Consider the following 20,941-nt stretch of genomic DNA (forward strand, 5'->3'; position numbering starts at 1 on the left):
TGGCGACGACCCCGGCCGGGGAACCTTGCGGTAGCACCGCCTATCGGCCGGACGCTCCGCCCGGCTGCTGGTCAGCCGGTAGGCAACGGGCAGGTCACGGCTAGAATGACCGATGAAACTACGCCTGGTGCAACGCCGCACGGCGTATCGCAACCAGTGGTTTGAGGAGACACAACTGTGGGACGCGTCGTACACAAGTACGGCGGTTCTTCGGTCGCCGACGCCGATTGCATCAAGCGCGTGGCCCAACGGATCGTCGCGACAAAGAAGGCCGGGAACGACGTGGTGGTGGTCATCTCCGCCATGGGCGACACCACCGACGAACTGATGGACCTGGCCAAGCAGGTCTCTCCGCTGCCCCCGCCGCGCGAGCTGGACATGCTGCTCACCTCGGGTGAGCGGATCTCCGCCGCGCTGCTGGCGATGGCGATCGCGAACCTCGGCTACGAGGCGCGCAGCTTCACCGGCTCGCAGGCCGGCGTGATCACCACCTCCGCGCACGGCAACGCCCGCATCATCGACATCACCCCGGGCCGGATCGAGGGCGCGCTCAGCAAGGGCCATGTCGCGATCGTGGCCGGTTTCCAGGGCGTGTCCCAGGACACCAAGGACATCACCACGATGGGCCGCGGCGCCTCCGACACCACCGCCGTCGCGCTCGCCGCCGCGCTGAACGCGGACTACTGCGAGATCTACACCGACGTGGACGGCATCTACACCGCGGACCCGCGGATCGTGCCGGCCGCGAAGCAGATCCCGAAAATCTCCTACGAGGAGATGCTCGAGATGGCCGCCTGCGGCGCGAAGGTGCTACACCTACGCTGCGTCGAGTACGCGCGGCGCTACAACGTCCCTGTCCATGTGCGCTCCTCCTTCTCGCAGAAGGAAGGCACCTGGGTCGTCGATGCGAAGGAACTGAATCAGATGGAACAGGCGATCATCACCGGCGTGGCCCAGGACACCAAAGAGGCCAAGATCACCGTTGTCGGCGTGCCCGACAAGCCCGGTGAGGCCGCCCGGATCTTCGAGACGGTCGCCGGCGCCGAGACCAACATCGACATGATCGTGCAGAACGTCTCGGCGGTCGCCACCAACCGCACCGACATCTCCTTCACGCTGCCCCGCGCCGACGGCGCCCGGGCGATGTCCGCCCTGGCCCGGATGAAGGACGAGGTGGGCTACGAGCAGTTGCTGTACGACGACCAGATCGGCAAGGTCTCGGTCGTCGGCGTCGGAATGCGCTCACACCCGGGCGTATCGGCGAAATTCTTCTCCGCGCTCGCCGACGCCGGCGTGAACATCGAGATGATCTCCACCTCGGAGATCCGGATCTCGGTGGTCGTGGACGAGAACCTGGTGAATGCTGCCGTGACCGCGGCGCACACCGCATTCGATCTGGACGACGAGCACACCCAGGCCGTCGTCTACGGAGGAACAGGACGGTGACACCTGTGAGCGCTGTGGAGAACACGATCGAGGACCGGACGGGTCTGCCCTCGCTGGCGGTGGTCGGTGCGACCGGCGCCGTCGGGTCGGTGATGCTGACCCTGCTCTCGACCCGGGAGAACGTCTGGGGAGAGATTCGGCTGATCGCCTCCGAGCGCTCCGCTGGTAAACGGCTGAAGGTCCGCGGCGAGGAGGTCGAGGTCGTCGCGCTCAGCGAGGACGCCTTCGACGGCATCGACGTAGCGATGTTCGACGTACCCGACGAGGTGTCGGCGCACTGGGCTCCGATCGCGGCCGCCAAGGGTGCGGTCGTGGTGGACAACTCCGGCGCGTTCCGGATGGACCCGGACGTCCCGCTGGTCGTTCCCGAGGTCAACGCCGAGGCGGCCCGGAACCGGCCGAAGGGCATCATCTCCAACCCGAACTGCACGACCTTGTCGATGATCGTGGCGATGGGCGCGCTGCACCACCGCTACGAGCTCGAGCAGCTCATCGTCGCGTCGTACCAGGCCGCGTCCGGCGCCGGTCAGGCCGGCATCGACACGCTGCACGACCAGCTCACCAAGGTGTCCGGCAACCGCGAGCTGGGCAGCTCGCCGGGTGATGTACGACGGGTTGTCGGCAGCGACCTCGGTCCGTTCGCGGCCCCGCTCGCGCTGAACGTCGTGCCGTGGGCCGGTTCGCTGAAGGACGACGGCTGGTCGTCCGAGGAGCTCAAGGTCCGCAATGAGTCCCGCAAGATCCTCGGACTGCCGGACCTGAAGGTCTCCGCGACCTGCGTACGGGTCCCGGTCGTCACCACGCACTCGTTGTCGGTGCACGCGCGGTTCGTCCAGGAGGTCACCGCCGACGGCGCCCGTGAGGTACTGCGGGATGCCCCGGGCGTGCTGCTGTTCGACAATCCGGCCGAGGGTGAGTTCCCGACGCCGGCCGATGTCGTCGGCACCGACCCGACCTGGGTCGGCCGGGTCCGCAAGTCGCTGGACGACCCCAACGCGCTGGAGCTGTTCGTCTGCGGCGACAACCTGCGCAAGGGCGCCGCGCTGAACACGGCGCAGATCGCCGAGGTCGTGGCCAAGGAGTTCGCCGCGGTCAAGGCCTGAGCGAAAGGATCGACCCGCAAACCCATTGTTTACAAGGGGTTTGCGGGCCGATGCCTACAGCCAGTTCTCCCGGGCGGCGTGCAGTGCGAGCTGGAAGCGAGTACTCGCGCCCGTCCGGTTCATCAAGCGTTCCAGGTAGCGGAAGAACGTCCGGCGGCTGATGCCGAGCGTTCGGGCGATGGTGTCGTCCGCGGCGCCGGTCGCGAGCAGTGCCAGCAGGCGCCGCTCGATCGGCTCCAGCCGGTCGTCCTCGGCGCCGACCGACGCGTGCAGCGGCAGCGCGTTACGCCAGCAGAGCTCGAACATCCCGATCAGCGCGGTCAGCAGGCTGCTCGGCCGGATGATCAGCAGTGACCGGTTCACATCGGTGTCGCGCACCGACATCGACACGAACGCGATCGAACCGTCGATGATGGTCAGCTTCGCCGGTACGTCGGGCAGCACCCGGGCCTGCTCGCCGGCCTCCACGCACGGGAGGATGTTCTCGGTCAGGTAGCCGGGCACCTCGACGGACTCCGGTGAGTACACGACCCGGTAGGAGACGCCCCGCTTGAGGTGGTCGATCTCCTCCTGGTTCGGTCCACCGATGTAGTACGGCGGGGAGTCGATGGCCAGGATCTCGCGTTGCGCACCGCTCTTGATCTGGTGGATCCGCTCGATGATCGCGCTGCCGGTGACGACCTCGATCAGGTGCGTGGTCGACTCGTTGTGCACGGTCCGGCGGAACTCGTCGTACGCGTTCAGGACCTCGATCCGGGCCTGCTTCAGCTCGGACTCGCGGCGCAGCGTCATCGCCTCCAGGCCCGCGTCCGGCGGCACCGGCAGATAGCGGGAGTGGTCCGAACCGGACCGCCTGGCCAGACCGGCCTGAACCAGCCCTCCCAGGATGCTGTCGATCGACCGATCCCGGTCACCGACCGCGTCGTCCAGTTCGGTGATCGACGACGGGCCGGTCCGCAGCAGGTGCTGGTAGACCGCGATCTCGTCGTCGTTGAGCCCGAGCACCTTCAAATGGTCGGCACGCTCCGTCTCCGTTGTGCTCACAACTCTCCCCTCCCTTCCGATTGCTGTCACCGTCCGCTACCGTCCATCCAGCGTAGAGGGGGCGGTCCAGCGCCGTCGGCACCGTCCGTGTCGACGTGTATGCACGCAGCGATATTTGTTGTCCTGTCAGCATTCTTGTGCCGTGTCACCATCTGGCCACCACTTCTGCGCAGTTGTGAGCGAGAATTGAGGTCCAGCAGCCCGGCGACGGACCACCTGAGCGCCGCCGGGCTGCTGTTCCAATTCTGGCCCGAGTTGGCTGTCTCGTCAGCGGGCCCTGTTTCGGTTGGGTCTCGATCCCGGCGTATCGGTGCCCTCGCACATCCGTGCCATCACCGGCTGTGCTGAAGGGTGTACAAACTGTGGCATCTCCAATCGTGAGGCCGATCAGGAGGAGAAGCCCGATGCGACCGGTTCCGCCGTGTGCCGCCGCCCGTGTCGGTGCTGCCGTCCCCAGCGCGCTGGCATCTTTGCAGGGATTCCACGTGCCGCTGTCCTCCCCTGGCCTCCGGTCCGTCCCCACACCAGCTGCGCGCACCTGCCGGCGTCCGCAGCCGCTCTGGGGACGGATTGAAGGTGCGATGACCGCCGCCCTGGTCATCGTGCCGGCCGGTCCGGCTCGGCATGCGTCCGTCTCCGCCCGTCGCGGACACGCCGCCGGATCGATGGTGGGACCCCGGGAGGTGCCGAGCGGTGCTCCGTGGATAGTGAGGCTGTCCATGGGGAGTGCGGACGTGGTGTTGCGTGTCACGTCCGCTGCCCGGCAAGCCCCGGCCAGGAAGCACTTCTTGGGGTCCCGCCGATAACACCGGCCTCTCGTGACCACAGCAGTCACGGGCTCGGTGTGGCGCGTCACGTCAACTTCGGGTGGGTGCGTAGCGTCGTACCCATGAATTGACAGCGATTTGACCTTGCTCACTGTTGTTCACTGCCGGGCGCGGCGAGCATGGTCGGTGCGCTATTTCTGTGCGCAGGAAGGCGTTTTGGCCGACGCTGGCTGTCAAATGTATATTCCGGATAACGATCGGCGAAGGACGACTGGTGTTGGTGACGCAGGCGCATACGGCGTTTGGTAGCCGTCTGTACGTCGTTGCTCACAATGGAGGACCACTGTGTCGTCGGCCCTGATGCCGATCCGCTACTCTGCTTCCCGGTCTGCGTGGCCCGCCGTCGTACCGGGCGGCACCGCCGAAACCCAGGTGATCGGCCACAGAGGACTCGACTTCCGGCAGAGAGAGGCGTCGCCTGAATGAACGCGACTAGCGTCGACGAGGAGTTCAACCCGTCGGTGCACGTGTATGAACCGCACAAGGTCGGCTTACCGGCACTGCGTCCGTACTTCAAGGCGCTGTGGCAGCGACGGGAGTTCGCGGCCGAGATGTCCCGGACGAACATCCGGGCGGCCAACACGAACACCTTCTTCGGCCAGGTGTGGCTGGTGCTGAACCCACTGCTGCTGGCCCTGGTGTACTACCTGCTGACCGACATCATCGCCGGCGGGGGCGCGAAGGTGGGCGCGGCGGAGCGGTTCGCTCACATGTGCGCCGGCCTGTTCGCCTTCTACTACTTCTCCGGTGCGATGACGGCCGGCGCGGCCAGCGTGGTCGGCGGCGGCAAGCTGCTGATGAACCAGTCGTTCCCGCGGATGCTGCTGCCGCTGTCCGCGGTTCGGACAGCGTTCTTCCGCTTCCTGCCGACGCTGGTCGTGTACCTCGGGATCCACATGGTCATGCGTCAGAAGCTGCACTGGCAGATGTTGCTCGCGCCGGCGTTCCTGATCATGCTGACCTTCTTCGCCGCCGGCATGGGCATGATCTTCGCCGCGCTGCAGGTGTACTTCCGCGACACCACCAGCTTCCTGCCGTACTTCGTCCGGATCTGGCTCTACATGTCGCCGGTGCTGTGGTTCGCCGAGCAGGCGCCGCCGAAGTTCAAGGGCTTCATCCAGTACAACCCGCTCTACCCGCTCCTGGGCGGCTGGGCCGACCTGCTGGTCAAGGGTGCGATTCCGAAGTGGCAGATGTGGGCCGGCGGTGGGTTCTGGGCGATTCTTGCCTTCGTGGTCGGTTCGTTGTTCTTCATGTCGAGGGAGCGTGAGTTCGTTGTCCGTCTCTGAGACCGAGAAGAAGCCGATGCAGAAGAGCACGTCGAACGTTCCGGCCGTCAAGGTGCAGGACGTGTCCATCACCTACCGGACCACGTTCGAGCGAGTGCCGACCTTCAAGAGCGCGCTGGTCCGGTTCGGCCGCGGCGAGCGGGCGGTCCGCGAGGTCAAGGCCGTCCAGAACGTCTCGTTCGACGTCAACCACGGCACCACGATCGGCATCATCGGCGCGAACGGCGCCGGCAAGTCGACGCTGATGCGTGCGGTGGCCGGCATCCTGCCGCCGACCTCGGGCCGGATCGAGGTGCACGGCCGGGTCTCCACGCTGCTGTCGCTGGGTGTCGGCTTCAACGCCGCCCTGTCCGGCAAGGAGAACGTGATCCTCGGTGGACTCGCGGCGGGCCTGAGCCGCAAGGTGATCGAGGAGCGGTACGAGGAGATCTCCGAGTTCGCCGAGCTCGGTGACTTCATGGAGATGCCGATGCGGACGTACTCGTCCGGCATGTTCAGCCGGCTGGCGTTCTCCGTCGCGGTGCACATGGACCCGGACATCCTGCTGATCGACGAGGCGCTGTCCGCCGGTGACGCGTCGTTCAAGAGCAAGGCCGCGGCCAAGATGGGCGAGCTGGTCACGAACAGCCGGACCATGTTCCTGGTCAGCCACGCGATGAGCAGTGTCCGCGAGATGTGCAACGACTGCATCTGGTTGCACAAGGGCAAGCTGATGATGCGTGGCGAGCCCAACGAGGTCATCCAGGCCTACACGAAGTTCCTGCAGGTCGGCGAAGCGGAATCCGTCTCACTCGAGGACCTCTGACCAATGTCACGCAGCACGGCGCCGGACGTGGGGATCATCACGACCGGTCACGACGTCGCCGACGCGCGCCTGCACAAGATCACCGCGGCCCTGCAGCACCGCGACCTCCGGGTCGAGCTGTGGGGTCTCGGTGATGCTGACGGCGGTCCCGCGGGCGCGGTCGTGCACGCCGGGCCGCGCGGCAACCTGGTGCAGCGGCTGGCCCGCAGCGTCGTACTGCCGTGGCGGACCAAGGCCAAGGTGGTGATGACGGTCGACCCGGACATGATCCCGGTCGCCCGCCTCGTCACGGCCATCCGGCGCCGCAAGCTGGTCGTCGACGTCCACGAGGACTACGAGCGGTTGCTTGCCGACCGTGCCTGGGCCAAAGGTCCGGCCGGTCTGCCGGCCCGGCTGATCGTCCGCGCCGGGTCGAAGCTGGCCGCCGGCGCCGACCTGACCGTGGTCGCCGACTCGCACCTGGCACCGCACGAGGCGAAACACCGCCTCGTGGTGCAGAACCTTCCCGACCACGGCTTCCTGGCCCCGTCACCGCCTGAGGGTGCGCCGCGTGCTGTGTACGTCGGTGATCTCCGGGTCAGCCGTGGACTCTTCGACATGGTCGAGACCGTCGCCAGTGCGCCGGAGTGGTCTCTCGACCTGGTCGGCCCGGTCGCGCCGTCGGACCGGGACCGGCTCGAGGCCCGGATCGCCGAGCCCGATCTGGCCGGCCGGGTCCGGCTGCACGGGCGCCAGCCACCTGCGGACGCCTGGCGGATCGCACAGGGTGCCTGGGCGAGCCTGGCCATGCTGCAGCCGACGCCTGCGTTCATCGAGGCGATGCCGTCCAAGATCTACGAGTACCTCGCCAGCGGTCTTCCCGTGCTGTCCACCCGGCTGCCCCGGCAGACCCGGGTGATCGAGGAGTCCGGTGGCGGAGTCCTGGTGGACTCGGTGGCGGAGGCCGCCGAGACCCTGCGCCGCTGGTCCGCGGACCCCGGTGAGCTGGAGAAGTTGCACGACCACGCGCTGCAGTGGGCGGCGGAGCACCTGCCGACTAACACGCCGTACGACGACCTGGCCGACGCGATTCTCAATTTGCTAAAGGGAAGTGCATGACCGACCGCCCACATCTGTTGTACGTCGCCTGGGGCTTTCCGCCCTGCCGAGGCGGCGGTGTCTACCGGGCACTGGCCACGGCCAACCGGTTCGCCGCGCTCGGCTGGAAGGTGACCGTGCTGACGGCCGACCGCGACACGTTCTTCCGGTTCACCGGTGCGGACCTGACTCTCGAGGAGCGGGTCGACCCGTCCGTCGAGGTCGTCCGGGTCCCGTTCGAGTGGCCGATCCTGGAAGCCGACCTGCGCAAGTGGTCCAAGCGCCGGGCGCAGAACCCGAAGCTGTGGAGCAAGTGGCGCACCAAGCAGGACCAGATCCCGTTCCCGGAAACCGGGTACGGGCCCTGGCGCTCGGTGATCGAGAAGGCCGCGGAGCAGATCCACAAGGCCAACAAGGTCGACCTGACCGTCGCCACCGCGAACCCACATGTCGCGTTCACCGCGGCGTACCACCTGCACAAGAAGTTCCAGGTGCCGTACGTGATGGACTACCGCGACGCGTGGCTGCTGGACGTGTTCACCGGTGACCGGCTGCACGAGCCGAACAGCCGCGCGGCCAAGTGGGAGAAGAAGCTGGTCGAGTCCGCTCGCGAGGTCTGGTTCGTGAACGACCCGATCAAGGAGTGGCACGAGAAGCTCTACCCGGCCCAGGCGTCGCGGATGCACACGGTCGCGAACGGTTTCGACCCGGACCTGGTCCCGGACACCGCCGACCGCGGCGCCGTCACCGACCGGCCGCTGGTCTTCGGGTACGTCGGGACCGTGTCGCCGAAGGTGCCGCTGGCCGACTTCGTCGAGGGCTGGAAGCTGGCCAGGGAGCAGTCCGAGGAGATGGCCGGCGCGAAGGCCAAGATCCACGGCTACCTCGGGTACTACGCACAGCCGCGGGCGGACATGCTCGCGACGATCAACAGCGCGGCAGAGGCCGGGGTCAGCTACGAGGGCCCGGTCGGCAAGGCGGAGATCGCCAAGGCGTACGACGAGTTCGACGCCCAGCTGCTGATGCTGGGCAAGGGCCGGTACGTGACCAGCGGCAAGGTGTTCGAGTACCTGGCGACCGGGTTGCCGGTCGTGTCGGTGCACGACCCGGAGAACGCGGCCTCCGACGTACTGCGGGGTCATCCCCTCTGGTTCCCGGTGTCGGAGGTGACTCCGGAGGCGATCGCGGCCGCGCTGATCGAGGCGGCGCACGCGGCCCGGACCGCGGACGAGGGCATCCGGGCGAAGGCCCGCGAGTTCGGTGCGTCGTACCGGCGTGATCTGCAGCTGGATCCGCGGATCGAGTCGCTGGCTGCGTCTGTGAAGGAGGTCGCGGCATGAACACCGTCGTACTGCTGTCCACGCGGCGGCTTCCCCCGACGTACTTCGACCAGGTCCGTGAGGATCTTGGTGACCCGAACATCACGATCGACGTGGTCGGCTGGGTAGCTCCGTCCGCGTGGGTGGCCGACAAGGTCAACTCGTTCACGCTGATCGGCCCCGGCCGGATGCCGGCACAGCCGGCCCCTGAGCCCGAGCCGGTGGTGGAGCCGTCGGATGAGGCCCCGGACGCCGTCATCGCGCCAGAGGCTGTCGCCGACCCAGAAACCGTCGTTGCGGACGAGGCGGAGGTCGCCCCGGCTGCCGCGCAGGTTGCTGAAGCCGCGCCCGCACCGAAGCCTGCGCCGAAGCCTCGGCCCACTGGTGCGAAGCGCGTCGTCAAGGCGGTCGAGTGGCGGGCTCGTAAGGCCCGCAAGATCGCCGGGCGGATGTTGCCCAAGGCAATCAAGACCTCGGCGCCGGTGAAGTTCCTGCGCGGCCAGCGGGCGTCCAGCGATCTCGGGAAGACGTACTGGGAGCGCGTGCTCAGCCGCCGCGACGTACTGGCGACCATCGACAAGGCCGACGTGGTCGTGGCGCTGGATGCGGGTGCGATCTGGGCCGGCTGGAACCTCGGCCAGCAGAAGGCGAGCACCCCGGTGGTGCTCGGGCTGCCGGCCGCCCGCCGCGAGTTCGACCAGCTGAAGGCCCCTGTAGGTAATGGGTGAAACGATGACGGTGACGCGTTCGATTCGCGAGCACCTGCCGGCGCCATTGGCCCGGACCGCGGGAGCGGTCCGGCGGCGCCTGCGTGGCTTGCGGTACTCGTTCGCGCAGCTGCCGGCGTTCCCGCCGGTCGCGACGACGCCGGTGCGGATGCTGGTCGGTCCGACCAACTCCGCCGGTCAGGGCCATGCCTGGGCTCGGGCCGCCAAGACCGTCGAAGGCGTCGACGCCGTCTCGTTCACGATGCACCGCAAGGGCCGGTTCGAGTTCGCCGAGGACTACGGCGTACCGCTGGCCTGGTTCGGCCAGCCTCGCTGGCAGCGTGCGCAGGAGCGGTACATCCTGACCAACTGCACGCATGTGATGGTCGAGTCGTTGCGACCGATCTTCGGTGCCCGCGGTTATCCGGACGCGGGCGCTGACATCGCGGCGATGGTCGACAAGGGCATCGACGTCGCACTGGTTTTCCACGGCTCCGACATTCGCCTGCCCAGCCGGCACGCGAAGCGCGAGCGCTGGTCGCCGTTCACCCCGGGTGACGAGCTGACCGAGCGCCTGGAGCAGCAGGCCCGCCTGCACGCCGAGCTGGTCGAGTCGCTCGGACTGCCGGTGTTCGTGTCCACCGTTGACCTGCTGGACGACGTACCGGATGCCAAGTGGCTCCCGGTTGCGATCGATCCGGCGCCCTGGCAGCAGGCCGCCCGGCCGCTGTTCAGCCAGGACAAGCCCGTCGTCGCGCACGTTCCGTCGAACGCGAAACTCAAGGGCACCGAGGAGATCGACGCTGTCCTCACCCGGCTGCACGACACCGGCCAGATCGAGTACCGGCGGATCACCGGCGTACCGCACGCCGGCATGCCGGCGGTCATCGGCGACGCAGACATCGTTGTCGACCAACTCCGGATCGGCCTGTACGGCGTGGCGGCCGCGGAAGCACTCGCGGCCGGGCGGATCGTCGTTTCGTACGTCGGTGACGCGGTGCGCCAGCGGGTGCGTAGTCTGGCCGGGCGAGAGGTGCCGATCGTGGAGGCGGATCCCGACACCCTGGGTGACGTCGTCACCGGCCTGATCGCCGAACGTGGCGCCGCCGCCGAGCGGGCGGCCGCAGGCCCCGGTTTCGTCACGGAGCTGCACGACGGACGCCGCTCGGCCGAAGTACTCAAGAACTGGCTCATTTCGAAGGAGACCCTGTGACGTCCCGCATCGCGCCGTCCGCCGACGTCGACGACAGCGCCGAGATCGGCGACGGTTCGTCGGTCTGGCACCTGGCCCAGATCCGCGAGAAAGCGGTCCTCGGCAAGAACTGCATCGTCGGCCGTGGCGCCTACGTCGGGACCGGGGTCCGGATGGGCGACAACTGCAAGATCCAGAACTACGCGCTGGTGTACGAGCCCGCGTCCCTCGAGGACGGCGTGTTCATCGGCCCGGCCGTAGTACTGACCAACGACTACTTCCCGCGCGCGGTGAACCCGGACGGTTCGCCGAAGAGCGGGCACGACTGGGAACCGGTCGGGGTGACGATGAAGGAAGGCTGCTCGCTCGGTGCGCGCAGCGTCTGTGTCGCCCCGGTCACGATCGGACGCTGGGCGACCGTCGCCGCCGGTGCGGTGGTCACCAAGGACGTGCCAGACTTCGCGCTGGTCGCCGGGGTTCCGGCTCGTCGGCTCAAATGGGTCGGCAAGGCGGGGGTCCCGCTGCTCGACGTCGGGAACGGCGAGTGGAAGTGCCCGAACACGGGCGAGATGTACATCGAAACCGACGGACGGCTGCGGCCGGCCGGTGAAGCAACGGAGGAGAACTGATGGTGCAGCCGATTCCGGCCGCGAAGCCGATCATCGGGAAGGAGGAGCGCGAGGCTGTCGACCGTGTCATGCAGTCCGGCATGCTCGCCCAGGGTCCTGAGGTGGCGGCGTTCGAGCAGGAGTTCGGCGCAGCGCTGGTCTCCGGCCGTGCGTGCGTCGCGACGAACTCGGGCACGTCGGGTCTCCACCTCGGCCTGCTGGCCGCGGGCGTCGGACCGGGTGACGAGGTCATCGTCCCGTCCTTCACCTTCGCCGCGACCGCGAACAGCGTCGCGCTGACCGGCGCGACCCCGGTGTTCGTCGACATCGAGCCGACGTACTTCTGCCTGGACCCGGTCGCGGTCGAGGCCGCGATCACCGAGAAGACCAAGGCCGTCATGCCGGTGCACCTGTTCGGTCACCCGGCCAACATGACCGCCCTGCAGGCCATTGCTGACAAGCACGGCATCCAGATCTACGAGGACGCCGCGCAGGCGCACGGCGCGACCTGGAACGGTGCCCCGGTCGGCACCTTCGGCGAGTTCGCGATGTTCAGCCTGTACCCGACCAAGAACATGACGTCCGGTGAGGGCGGCATGAACTCGGTCGCGAACGCCGACCTCGAGCGCCGGATGCGGCTGTTCCGCAACCAGGGCATGCTCAAGCAGTACGAGAACGAGGTCGTCGGCCTGAACAACCGGATGACCGACCTGCACGCCGCCATCGGTCGCGTGCAGCTGACCAAGGTCGGCGGCTGGACCAAGCAGCGGCAGGAGAACGCGGCCTTCCTGGACGCGAACCTGGCCGGTGTCGGCATCCCGGCCGTGGCCGCCGAGGCGAGCCACGTGTACCACCAGTACACGATCCGGGTGACCGAGGACCGCGACGGCTTCGCCAACGCGCTGCGGACCGAGTACGGCGTCGGCTGCGGCGTCTACTACCCGATCCCGAACCACCGGCTCCCGTCGTTCAAGCGTGAGCTGGACCTGCCGGAGACCGAGAAGGCCGCGGCCGAGGTGCTCTCGCTGCCGGTCCACCCCTCGCTGTCCGAGGACGACCTGAACCGGATCGTGGCCGCGGTCAACACCGTGTCGAAGGCTGGTGCGTGAGATGGCGAACCTGCGTGCGGGCCTGATCGGCCTGGGCATGATGGGACGGCACCACGCTCGCGTGCTGGCCTCCCTCGACGGCGTCGACCTGGTCGCGGTCGCGGACCCGGGCGGTGACAAGTTCGGCGTGGCCAGCGGTCGTCCGGTGCACGAGACGATCGAGCAGCTGATCGCCGAGAAGCTCGACTACTGCATGGTCGCCGTACCGACGCAGTACCACGCCGAGATCGCGAAGTCGCTGGCCGAGGCCGGCGTACACGCGATGATCGAGAAGCCGCTGGCCGGCTCCTCGGCCGAGGCGACCGAGATCGCGAAGGCGTTCGAGGCGGCCGGTCTGGTCGGCGCGGTCGGTCACATCGAGCGGTACAACCCGGCCCTGCAGGCGCTGCGGGTCCGCCTCGAGGCCGGCGAGCTGGGCGACATCTACCAGATCACGACCCGTCGTCAGGGCCCGTTCCCGGCCCGGATCGCCGACGTCGGCGTCGTCCTCGACCTGGCTACGCACGACATCGACCTGACCGCGTGGGTGACGCAGTCGCCGTTCGTCACGGTGGCCGCGCAGAGCGCGCACAAGTCGGGCCGGCAGTACGAGGACCTGATCGCCGTCACCGGCAAGCTGGCCGACGGCACTGTCACCAGCCATCTGGTCAACTGGCTGTCCCCGATGAAGGAGCGGCTCACCGTCGTCACCGGTGAGAAGGGCGCCTTCATCGCCGACACCCTGACCGCCGACCTGACCTTCCACGCGAACGGCACCGTCGTCACGGCGTGGGACGACGTCGCGCACTTCCGCGGTGTCAGCGAGGGCGACATGGTCCGGTACGCGATCAGCAAGCCGGAGCCGCTGCGCACCGAGCACGAGTCGTTCCGCGACGCGGTGCTCGGCAAGGAGGCCGACATCGTCACGCTGCAGCAGGGTCTGACCACCGTCAAGGTGGCCGAGGCCGTGCTCCAGTCGGCCGCCGAGGCACGCACCGTCACCATCGTCGGGGAGTCCCTGTAGTCATGAAGGTTCTGAGTGTCGTCGGCGCACGGCCGCAATTCGTGAAGCTGGCTCCGGTGGCGGAGGCCTTTGCCGCCACCGAGCACCAGCACGTGATCGTGCACACCGGGCAGCACTACGACAAGAACATGTCCGATGTGTTCTTCGCCGACCTGCGCATCCCGGCCCCGGACGTCCACCTGGGCGTCGGGTCCGGCAGCCACGGGGTCCAGACCGGCGCGATGCTGGCCGCGATGGACGCGGTACTGGACGAGCACAAGCCGGACTGGGTGCTGGTCTACGGCGACACCAACTCGACGCTCGCCGGGACGCTGTCGGCAGTCAAGATGCACCTGCCGGTGGCGCACCTGGAGGCCGGGCTGCGCTCGTTCAACCGGCTGATGCCGGAAGAGCACAACCGGGTACTCACGGACCACGCCGCGGATCTCCTGCTGGCCCCGACCGAGGTGGCGATGGGCCACCTCGCGAACGAGGGCCTGAAGGACAGGTCGCGGCTGGTCGGCGACGTGATGACCGATGTCTGCTTCCGGGTCCGCGACGCGGTCCAGGACAAGCAGCTGGACCTGCCGTTCAACCGCGGCGAGTACGTCGTCTCGACCATTCACCGGGCCGAGAACACCGACGACCCGGCCCGGCTGGCCGCGATCGTCGACGGTCTCGGCGCGACCGGTACTCCGGTGCTGCTGCTCGCCCACCCGCGCCTGGTCGCGAAGTGCGCCGAGCACGGCATCAAGCTGGAGCGTCCGGACGGTTCGCTGCACGTCCGGGAGCCGCTGGCGTACCCGGAGATGGTCGCGGCCGTCCTCGGTTCGGCCGGCGTGGTGACCGACTCCGGCGGTCTCCAGAAGGAGGCCTTCCTGCTCGGCCGGGTGTGCACGACGCTGCGCACCGAGACCGAATGGGTCGAGACGTTGGAGGGCGGATGGAACGTTCTGACATCCGACGTGAGTAAGCTGCCGGAGTTGGCCGCACGGCCGGCTCCCTCGGGGGACCGCCCAATGCCCTACGGGGACGGACACGCTGCGGAGCGTGTCGTCTCCACTCTCGCGGAGTAACTACATGACGAAGGCCGCCGAAGAGAACCAGACGTCGACCCAGGAAGTAGCTGGGTCGACCGATGTCGGGACCCCACCGCCCGGCGCGCCTGTCAGTGCCTTCCCGGGCGAGTCCGGCGCACCGCCGGCCCGCGCCGCGGGACGGCTGCCACGAGTCGAGTCGCTCACCGGCCTTCGCTGGTGGGCGGCCTTCTTCGTGTTCTGCCATCACATGACCAACCTGGCGCCGCTGCCGATCTTCGACTTCCTGAAGTACGGCACCTCCGGCGTCACGTTCTTCTTCGTGCTGTCCGGTTTCGTGCTCACCTGGTCGGCCCAGAAGGGCACCAAGATCCGGACGTTCTACCGGCGCCGGTTCGCCCGGATCTTCCCGCTGTACTTCCTCACCCTGATCGCGGCGTTCTTCGTCTTCTACCGGGTCGACCCGCCGGCCGGGATGTCCTGGATCAAGCCGATCTCGATCGGCGTGCTGGTGCTGTCGGCGTTCCTGCTGCACGGCTGGTCGAACAACCCGACCATCCTGTACGGCGGTAACCCGGCCGGCTGGACGCTGTCGGTCGAGGCGTTCTTCTACGCGTACTTCCCGTTCGTCTGGCGGGCCACGCAGCGGCTGAAGACGGCCGGCGGCCTGATCCTGTGCGTTTCGGTGATCGTGGTCGGCGGGGCGTACCGGCTGGCGTTGTTCCACTACAAGGACGTCGTACCGATCCTGCCGCAGCCGGTGCTGCACTCGGTGGCGTTCCTGTTCGGTATCGGCCTGGCGATCGCGCTGCGGTCCGGCTGGAAGCCGCGGATCCCGGTGTGGTTCGCGTTCCTGGTCACCGGCGGCGGCCTGTACGTGCTCTGGTACTCCGGTTCACACCCGGCCAACTTCCCCGGCGCGGTCACGATGGGCCTGTGCCAGAAGGAAATCCTCACGTTCCTGTATGGCTTCCTGATCCTCGCGGTGGCGGCCCGGGACATCCGCGGCGGCCGGTCGTTCCTGCGCAGCAAGCCGATGGTCGCGCTCGGCCAGTGGTCGTACGCCTTCTACCTGACGCACGCCACCATCCTGTACGCGATCAAGGAGCAGCATGGCGTGGCCGGCCCGATCGGCTGGTCCAACCTGACCTGGTACGCCGGTGTGCTGGTCATCTCGATCTTCGCCGCAGGCGTGCTCTACAAGTTCGTCGAGCACCCGCTGGAACGGAAGCTCCGAGGCCCCCGATGAAGAAGAATCACTACCTAGTGGAGAACCTGTGCGTGTCAGTGTTGTTGCCTTAGGCAAGATCGGACTGCCGTTGGCGGTCCAGTTCGCGGCCAAGGGCCATCAGGTCGTCGGCGTCGACATCAACCAGAAGTTCGTCGACCTGGTGAACGCCGGTCAGGAGCCGTTCCCGGGTGAGGCCCACCTGCAGGAGCTGCTCGCCGAGACCGTGGCCGACGGCCGCCTGCGGGCGACCACGGACTACGCGGACGCGATCCCGAACAGCGACGCGGTCGTCGTGGTCGTGCCGCTGTTCGTGGACGAGAAGACCGGCGAGCCCGAGTTCGGCTGGATGGAGAGCGCGACCCGCTCGCTGTCCGAGCACCTCAGCCCTGGCACCCTGGTCAGCTACGAGACCACCCTGCCGGTCGGCACCACCCGGAACCGGTGGAAGCCGATGATCGAGGAGATCTCCGGTCTGACCGAGGGCACCGACTTCCACCTGGTGTTCTCGCCGGAGCGGGTGCTCACCGGCCGCGTCTTCGCGGACCTGCGCAAGTACCCGAAGCTGGTCGGCGGTCTGTCCGAGGAGGGCGCCAAGCGTGCCATCGCCTTCTACGAGGCGGTGCTGGACTTCGACGAGCGTCCCGACCTGCCGCGCGCGAACGGCGTCTGGGACCTCGGTTCGGCCGAGGCGTCCGAGCTGGCGAAGCTGGCCGAGACGACGTACCGCGACGTGAACATCGGCCTGGCGAACCAGTTCGCCCGGTTCGCCGGCCAGAACGGTATCGACGTACACGCCGTGATCGAGGCGTCGAACTCGCAGCCGTACAGCCACATCCACCGGCCCGGTATCGCGGTCGGCGGGCACTGCATCCCGGTCTACCCGCGGCTGTACCTGTGGACCGACCCGGAGGCAACCGTTGTCCGGGCCGCCCGCGAGGCGAACGCCGCCATGCCCGACTACACCATCGGCCTGCTCGAGGGCGCCTTCGGCGACCTGAAGGGCGCGAAGGTGGTCGTGCTCGGCGCGGCGTACCGTGGTGGGGTGAAGGAGACGGCGTTCTCCGGAGTCTTCCCGGCCGTCGAGGCGCTGAAGGCGCGCGGCGCCGAGGTGTCCGTGCACGACCCGCTGTACACCGACGAGGAGCTCCAGGGTCTCGGCTTCACGCCGTACACGCTGGGTACTCCGGTCGACGCGGCGGTGCTGCAGGCGGACCACGCGGAGTACGCGCAGCTGACCCCGGCCGAGCTGCCGGGCGTGAAGGTGCTCGTCGACGGTCGCGACCGCACCGACCCGGCTCGCTGGGCCGGCGTGCGTCGGATTGTGATCGGAAGGTCGGTCAGCCAGTGACAACTGCCGACCTTCGGGTCGTGATGATGGTCGCCAATGACGTCACCAACGACAGTAGGGTCCGCAAGGAGGCCGCAGCACTGGCCGAGACCGGAGCAGAGGTAACTGTGCTCGGTGTCTCGGCCAGCGGCCTGCCGTCGAGGGAGATGCTCGACGGTGCGCTGATCGTCCGGGTGGCGGTGCCCTTCGCACTGCGTGAGGAACGGAAACGAAGCCGCACGGCGCGCCGGAACTGGCGGCCGCCGCTGGTGGGTTACAGGTACCGCGCGACCTATGTGGCGCGGAGCGAGCGGGTCGCGGCCGAGCTGAAGGAGCTCAAGGCCGACTCCGGGCACGCGATCGCGCGGGCCAAGGCGGGCCAGGGAAATCCGCTCAAGTTCAAGGCCGGCGTCGCCACCCGGCTGGTCCGGCGGGCGCGCTGGAAGGCCGCCGAGCGGGCGGCATGGGTTCGCAAGGGTGTCGGCAACAAGGCCGACGCGCCGTTCAAGTTCAGCTGGCGCGCGTACGACGGTGTGCTGCACCGGCTGCCGTGGCCGGCGCCGTGGCGCAAGCTGCACCCCGAGGCGCTGGACCTGGAGGTCGCGTTCGGCGACCTGATCGACCGCCTCGAGCCGGACGTCGTGCACGCCCACGACATGCACGTGATCGGTGTCGCGACCCGCGCCGCCGGCCGCGCGAAGCTGCGCGGCCGCACGCTGAAGGTCGTTTACGACGCGCACGAGTACGTTGCCGGCCTGTCGCAGTACGGCGCGCGTACCCGGCGCTCGATCGCGGCCTGGGCCAACCACGAGCGCGAGTACATCGGTGACGTTGACCGGGTGGTCACCGTCAGCCCGGCGATCGCGTCCCGGCTGCAGGCCGAGCACAAGCTCAAGCTGAAGCCGACCGTGGTGATGAACACGCCGAACCCTGCTGACGTGTCGGTCGAGGTGTCCGACATCCGCAGTCAGATCGGTCTGGCTCCCGACGTACCGCTGCTGGTTTACAGCGGTGGCGTGACGCGGGCGCGTGGCGTTCACACCGCAGTACAGGCGCTGGTCGACCTGCCCGATGTGCACCTGGCTGTCGTCTGTGTGCCGGGTGTCGCGACCGACGCGGTCCGTGCCCTGCAGACGCAGGCGATCCAGCTAGGCGTCGACAACCGGCTGCACTGCCTGGAGCCGGTGAAGCCGGACGAGGTGGTCGCGTTCCTGCGGACCGCCGACGTCGGCCTGATCCCGATCCTGCGCTACCCGAGTCACGAGATGGCGCTGCCGAACAAGCTGTTCGAGTACGCCTTCGCCGGTCTGCCGGTAGTAGTGAGCGACATGCCGAGCATGAAGGAGTTCGTCGACCGGACCGGGATCGGCGAGGTCTTCACGGCCGAGGACACCGCGGACCTCGCGGCCAAGGTACGCACGGTGCTCGCGGACCTGGACAGCTACCGCGAGCGGGTCGTGGACCCGGTGTACCAGCAGGAGGTGTCCTGGTCCGGCCAGGCGGCCAACCTGCGCGCTCTGTACGGCGAGCTCACCGGGCGTCAGCTGGAGGTCGTCCGCCCGGGCGGGCCGGTCGAGAAGAAGCAGCCGCATCTGCTGATCGGTCCGGTCAACAGTGCCGGGCAGGCCTGGCTGTGGGCGACCGCGGTCGAGCGCGAGGTGCCGGACGTCAAGGTCGAATCGCTGACCACGGGCAGCGGCATGTTCGACTTCAAGGTGCACCGCACCGGGACCTACAAGCAGTACCGGACCGACCTGCGCTGGCAGCTCGAGCTGACCGCGTACGCGTTGCGCGAGGTCACGCACGTGCTGTTCGAGGCGGGGCGGCCGATGTTCGGTCAGCTGCGCGGGCAGATGTGGACCACCGACGTACCGATCCTCGAGCAGGCCGGGATCAAGCACGGCGTGCTGTTCCACGGCTCGGAGATTCGCGACCCGGCCCTGCACCGGGCGCGCTACCGGTACTCCCCGTTCCGCGACCCCGAGGACGAGCTGACCCAGCGGCTGCAGTCCGGCAACGACAACATGCGCCGGCACCTGCAGGGCTACGACGGCCCGGTCTACGTGACCACGCCGGACCTGTTGGAGTTCGTCGAGAACGGCATCTGGATCCCGCTGGCGGTCGACGTCGAGGGCTTCGCGTCGAACCGGCCGGTGCTCGAGCGCGAGGTTCCGGTGGTGCTGCACGCACCGTCGGCCAGTGCACTCAAGGGCTCGGCGTACGTCGACCCGGTGCTGACCGATCTGGAAGCGCGCGGCCTGATCACGTACCAGCGGGTGCAGGGCGTGCCGCACGCGGAGCTGGCCGAGATGGTGAAGGACGCCGACATCGTCGTCGACCAGATGCTGCTCGGCTCGTACGGCGTCTTCGCCTGCGAGGCGATGGCGGCCGGCCGGGTCACCGTCGGCCACATCGCGGACCCGGTCCGGGACCTGCTGCCGACCGATCTGCCGATTGCCGAGGCGACGCCGGACGACCTGTCGGAGGTGATCGAGCGGCTGGTCGCCGAGCGCGACTCGGCCCGGAAGATCGCCGACGCCGGCCCCGGCTACGTCCGGGACCTGCACGACGGGCACCGGTCGGTCGAGGTATTGCTGCCGTTCCTGAAGAACGAGCTCGGCCCCAGGCTCAGCGCCGACGAGACCGAGGCCGGCGGCAAATAGGTGCGGATTCTGATGATCGCGCAGTCTCCGATCGCCGGGGACTCGCGGATCCTGCGGGAGGCCACGGCGCTGGCCGCGGCCGGCCACACGCTGCACGTGATCGGCCGCGATGTCCCGGACGGCTTTGAAGTCGGACCGGGCGTCACAGTCGAGTCGGTCTCCCGCTCTTCCGGTCTACGGGCCGGGAACGGCGGTCTCGCGGTCGGGCACGGTCAGAACGGGCCGAAGGTGCTGGTGCAGCGCTTTGGCCGATGGCTGCTGTTGCCGGAGCACCGGAACCGGACCGAGAAGCATTGGCGGACCGCGGCGGCTCCTCGAGTCGCTGCCGCTGGCCCGTTCGATGCGGTGCATGCGCACGACTTCAACACGTTGGAGCTCGCTGCGGAGTACGCCGAGAAGTGGTCGGCTTCGCTGGTGTACGACACCCACGAGCTGTGGTTCGACCGGGCGCTGCCGGGGCGGCCGACGCCGTTGTGGCGGGCGCGCGGGCGGCGGTCCGAGGTCACGCTGGCCTCTAAGGCGCGGGTCGTCATCACGGTGTCGGACGGGATCGCGGAGCGGTTGCGGTCGCGTGGACTGGCCGACGTACGCGTCGTACGGAATACGTTCCCGCGGGCGGACGACGTACCGCCGGCGCCGGATCGGCCGGAGGGACTTCTGTACGCCGGTCGCATCGGGGCCGGACGGGATCTGCCGACTGTGGTCGCGGCGGCTCGGCAGTTGGCGCCGTTCCGGACGGTGCTGATGGGGTCGGTGGATCCCAACTATCGGTTGGATCTGGGCCCGGTGGAGACCGTCGCGGAACGCTCGATCGACGAGGTCGACGACACGCTCCGGACGTACGGGATCTCGCTGGTGACGCTGACCAACACCTGCGAGAACCACCGCTTGGCCCTTCCGAACAAGCTCTTCCATGCGGTCCGCGCCGGCGTACCGGTCGTCGCGGCCGATCTTCCCGAGCTGCGCGCCGTCGTCACGCAGTACAAGCTCGGCGGCTTGTATGAGCCCGGCAACCCGCAGTCGCTGACTACCGCGGTCCGCACGGTGATCGAGAACTACAGCACCTACACCGACGGAGTCCGCGCGGCCGCCGCCGAGCTCAACTGGGAACACGACGCCGCCACCCTCGTCGCCGCCTACTCAACCCTCTGAACCCAGGTCCGCAACCTTTCGAG

At 68.4% G+C, this 20,941-nt stretch carries 17 protein-coding genes; 16 read left to right on the forward strand and 1 reads right to left on the reverse strand.

The annotated features are described in order from the left end of the window. The first annotated feature begins 177 nt into the window (after nucleotides 1–177). Together EV650_RS25815 and EV650_RS25820 are read left to right on the forward strand one after the other, a co-directional pair. The gene (locus tag EV650_RS25815; protein WP_134121584.1) at nucleotides 178–1,446 is read left to right on the forward strand and encodes an aspartate kinase; all 1,269 of its coding nucleotides are present in this window, start codon (nucleotides 178–180) and stop codon (nucleotides 1,444–1,446) included. Then, nucleotides 1,443–2,549, forward strand: coding sequence for an aspartate-semialdehyde dehydrogenase (locus EV650_RS25820; protein WP_202874902.1), 1,107 nt, complete (start codon nucleotides 1,443–1,445; stop codon nucleotides 2,547–2,549). Before EV650_RS25815 ends, EV650_RS25820 begins: the two co-directional genes overlap by 4 nt. 54 nt (nucleotides 2,550–2,603) lie before the next feature. Here the strand turns inward: EV650_RS25820 and EV650_RS25825 are convergent, their stop codons facing one another. After that, a complete protein-coding gene (locus EV650_RS25825; RefSeq protein WP_134121586.1) occupies nucleotides 2,604–3,593 on the reverse strand; it encodes a helix-turn-helix domain-containing protein in 990 nt (329 codons plus the stop codon). Between the two features lie 1,249 nt (nucleotides 3,594–4,842). On the opposite strand from EV650_RS25825, the gene EV650_RS25830 reads away from it, so the two are divergent. The 14 genes from EV650_RS25830 to EV650_RS25895 are packed head-to-tail and all read left to right on the forward strand — an operon-like array spanning nucleotide 4,843 to nucleotide 20,918. Further along, on the forward strand, nucleotides 4,843–5,709 hold the full coding sequence (locus EV650_RS25830; protein WP_134121587.1) for an ABC transporter permease: 867 nt from the start codon (nucleotides 4,843–4,845) through the stop codon (nucleotides 5,707–5,709). Then, nucleotides 5,696–6,514, forward strand: coding sequence for an ABC transporter ATP-binding protein (locus EV650_RS25835; RefSeq protein ID WP_238174451.1), 819 nt, complete (start codon nucleotides 5,696–5,698; stop codon nucleotides 6,512–6,514). The genes EV650_RS25830 and EV650_RS25835 overlap by 14 nt, the downstream gene beginning before the upstream one ends. 3 nt (nucleotides 6,515–6,517) lie before the next feature. Continuing rightward, nucleotides 6,518–7,612, forward strand: coding sequence for a glycosyltransferase (locus EV650_RS25840; protein ID WP_134121588.1), 1,095 nt, complete (start codon nucleotides 6,518–6,520; stop codon nucleotides 7,610–7,612). After that, nucleotides 7,609–8,931 (forward strand): glycosyltransferase, encoded by a 1,323-nt coding sequence (locus EV650_RS25845; RefSeq protein ID WP_238174452.1) that lies wholly within the window; start codon nucleotides 7,609–7,611, stop codon nucleotides 8,929–8,931. The genes EV650_RS25840 and EV650_RS25845 overlap by 4 nt, the downstream gene beginning before the upstream one ends. Beyond that, nucleotides 8,928–9,638, forward strand: coding sequence for a hypothetical protein (locus EV650_RS25850; RefSeq protein WP_134121589.1), 711 nt, complete (start codon nucleotides 8,928–8,930; stop codon nucleotides 9,636–9,638). The genes EV650_RS25845 and EV650_RS25850 overlap by 4 nt, the downstream gene beginning before the upstream one ends. 4 nt (nucleotides 9,639–9,642) lie before the next feature. Beyond that, complete coding sequence (locus EV650_RS25855) at nucleotides 9,643–10,830, forward strand: hypothetical protein (RefSeq protein ID WP_134121590.1); 1,188 nt, start codon at nucleotides 9,643–9,645, stop codon at nucleotides 10,828–10,830. Next, entirely contained in the window at nucleotides 10,827–11,438 is a 612-nt protein-coding gene (locus tag EV650_RS25860; RefSeq protein ID WP_134121591.1) for an acyltransferase, read from the forward strand. The genes EV650_RS25855 and EV650_RS25860 overlap by 4 nt, the downstream gene beginning before the upstream one ends. Continuing rightward, nucleotides 11,435–12,526 (forward strand): DegT/DnrJ/EryC1/StrS family aminotransferase, encoded by a 1,092-nt coding sequence (locus tag EV650_RS25865; RefSeq protein WP_134121592.1) that lies wholly within the window; start codon nucleotides 11,435–11,437, stop codon nucleotides 12,524–12,526. Before EV650_RS25860 ends, EV650_RS25865 begins: the two co-directional genes overlap by 4 nt. Before the next feature lies 1 nt (nucleotide 12,527). After that, entirely contained in the window at nucleotides 12,528–13,529 is a 1,002-nt protein-coding gene (locus EV650_RS25870; RefSeq protein WP_134121593.1) for a Gfo/Idh/MocA family protein, read from the forward strand. Between the two features lie 2 nt (nucleotides 13,530–13,531). Further along, nucleotides 13,532–14,584, forward strand: a complete 1,053-nt coding sequence (wecB, locus tag EV650_RS25875) for a non-hydrolyzing UDP-N-acetylglucosamine 2-epimerase (RefSeq protein ID WP_134121594.1) — start codon at nucleotides 13,532–13,534, stop codon at nucleotides 14,582–14,584. 4 nt (nucleotides 14,585–14,588) lie between these two features. Next, entirely contained in the window at nucleotides 14,589–15,794 is a 1,206-nt protein-coding gene (locus EV650_RS25880; RefSeq protein WP_134121595.1) for an acyltransferase family protein, read from the forward strand. 28 nt (nucleotides 15,795–15,822) lie between these two features. Beyond that, complete coding sequence (locus tag EV650_RS25885; protein ID WP_134121596.1) at nucleotides 15,823–17,124, forward strand: nucleotide sugar dehydrogenase; 1,302 nt, start codon at nucleotides 15,823–15,825, stop codon at nucleotides 17,122–17,124. Next, the gene (locus EV650_RS25890; protein ID WP_134121597.1) at nucleotides 17,121–19,766 is read left to right on the forward strand and encodes a glycosyltransferase family 4 protein; all 2,646 of its coding nucleotides are present in this window, start codon (nucleotides 17,121–17,123) and stop codon (nucleotides 19,764–19,766) included. Before EV650_RS25885 ends, EV650_RS25890 begins: the two co-directional genes overlap by 4 nt. Before the next feature lie 12 nt (nucleotides 19,767–19,778). Beyond that, a complete protein-coding gene (locus tag EV650_RS25895; RefSeq protein ID WP_202874903.1) occupies nucleotides 19,779–20,918 on the forward strand; it encodes a glycosyltransferase in 1,140 nt (379 codons plus the stop codon). Nucleotides 20,919–20,941: the final 23 nt, after the last annotated feature.

This window comes from Kribbella kalugense, from assembly GCF_004365875.1.
GTDB classification, from domain to species: Bacteria; Actinomycetota; Actinomycetes; order Propionibacteriales; family Kribbellaceae; genus Kribbella; species Kribbella kalugense.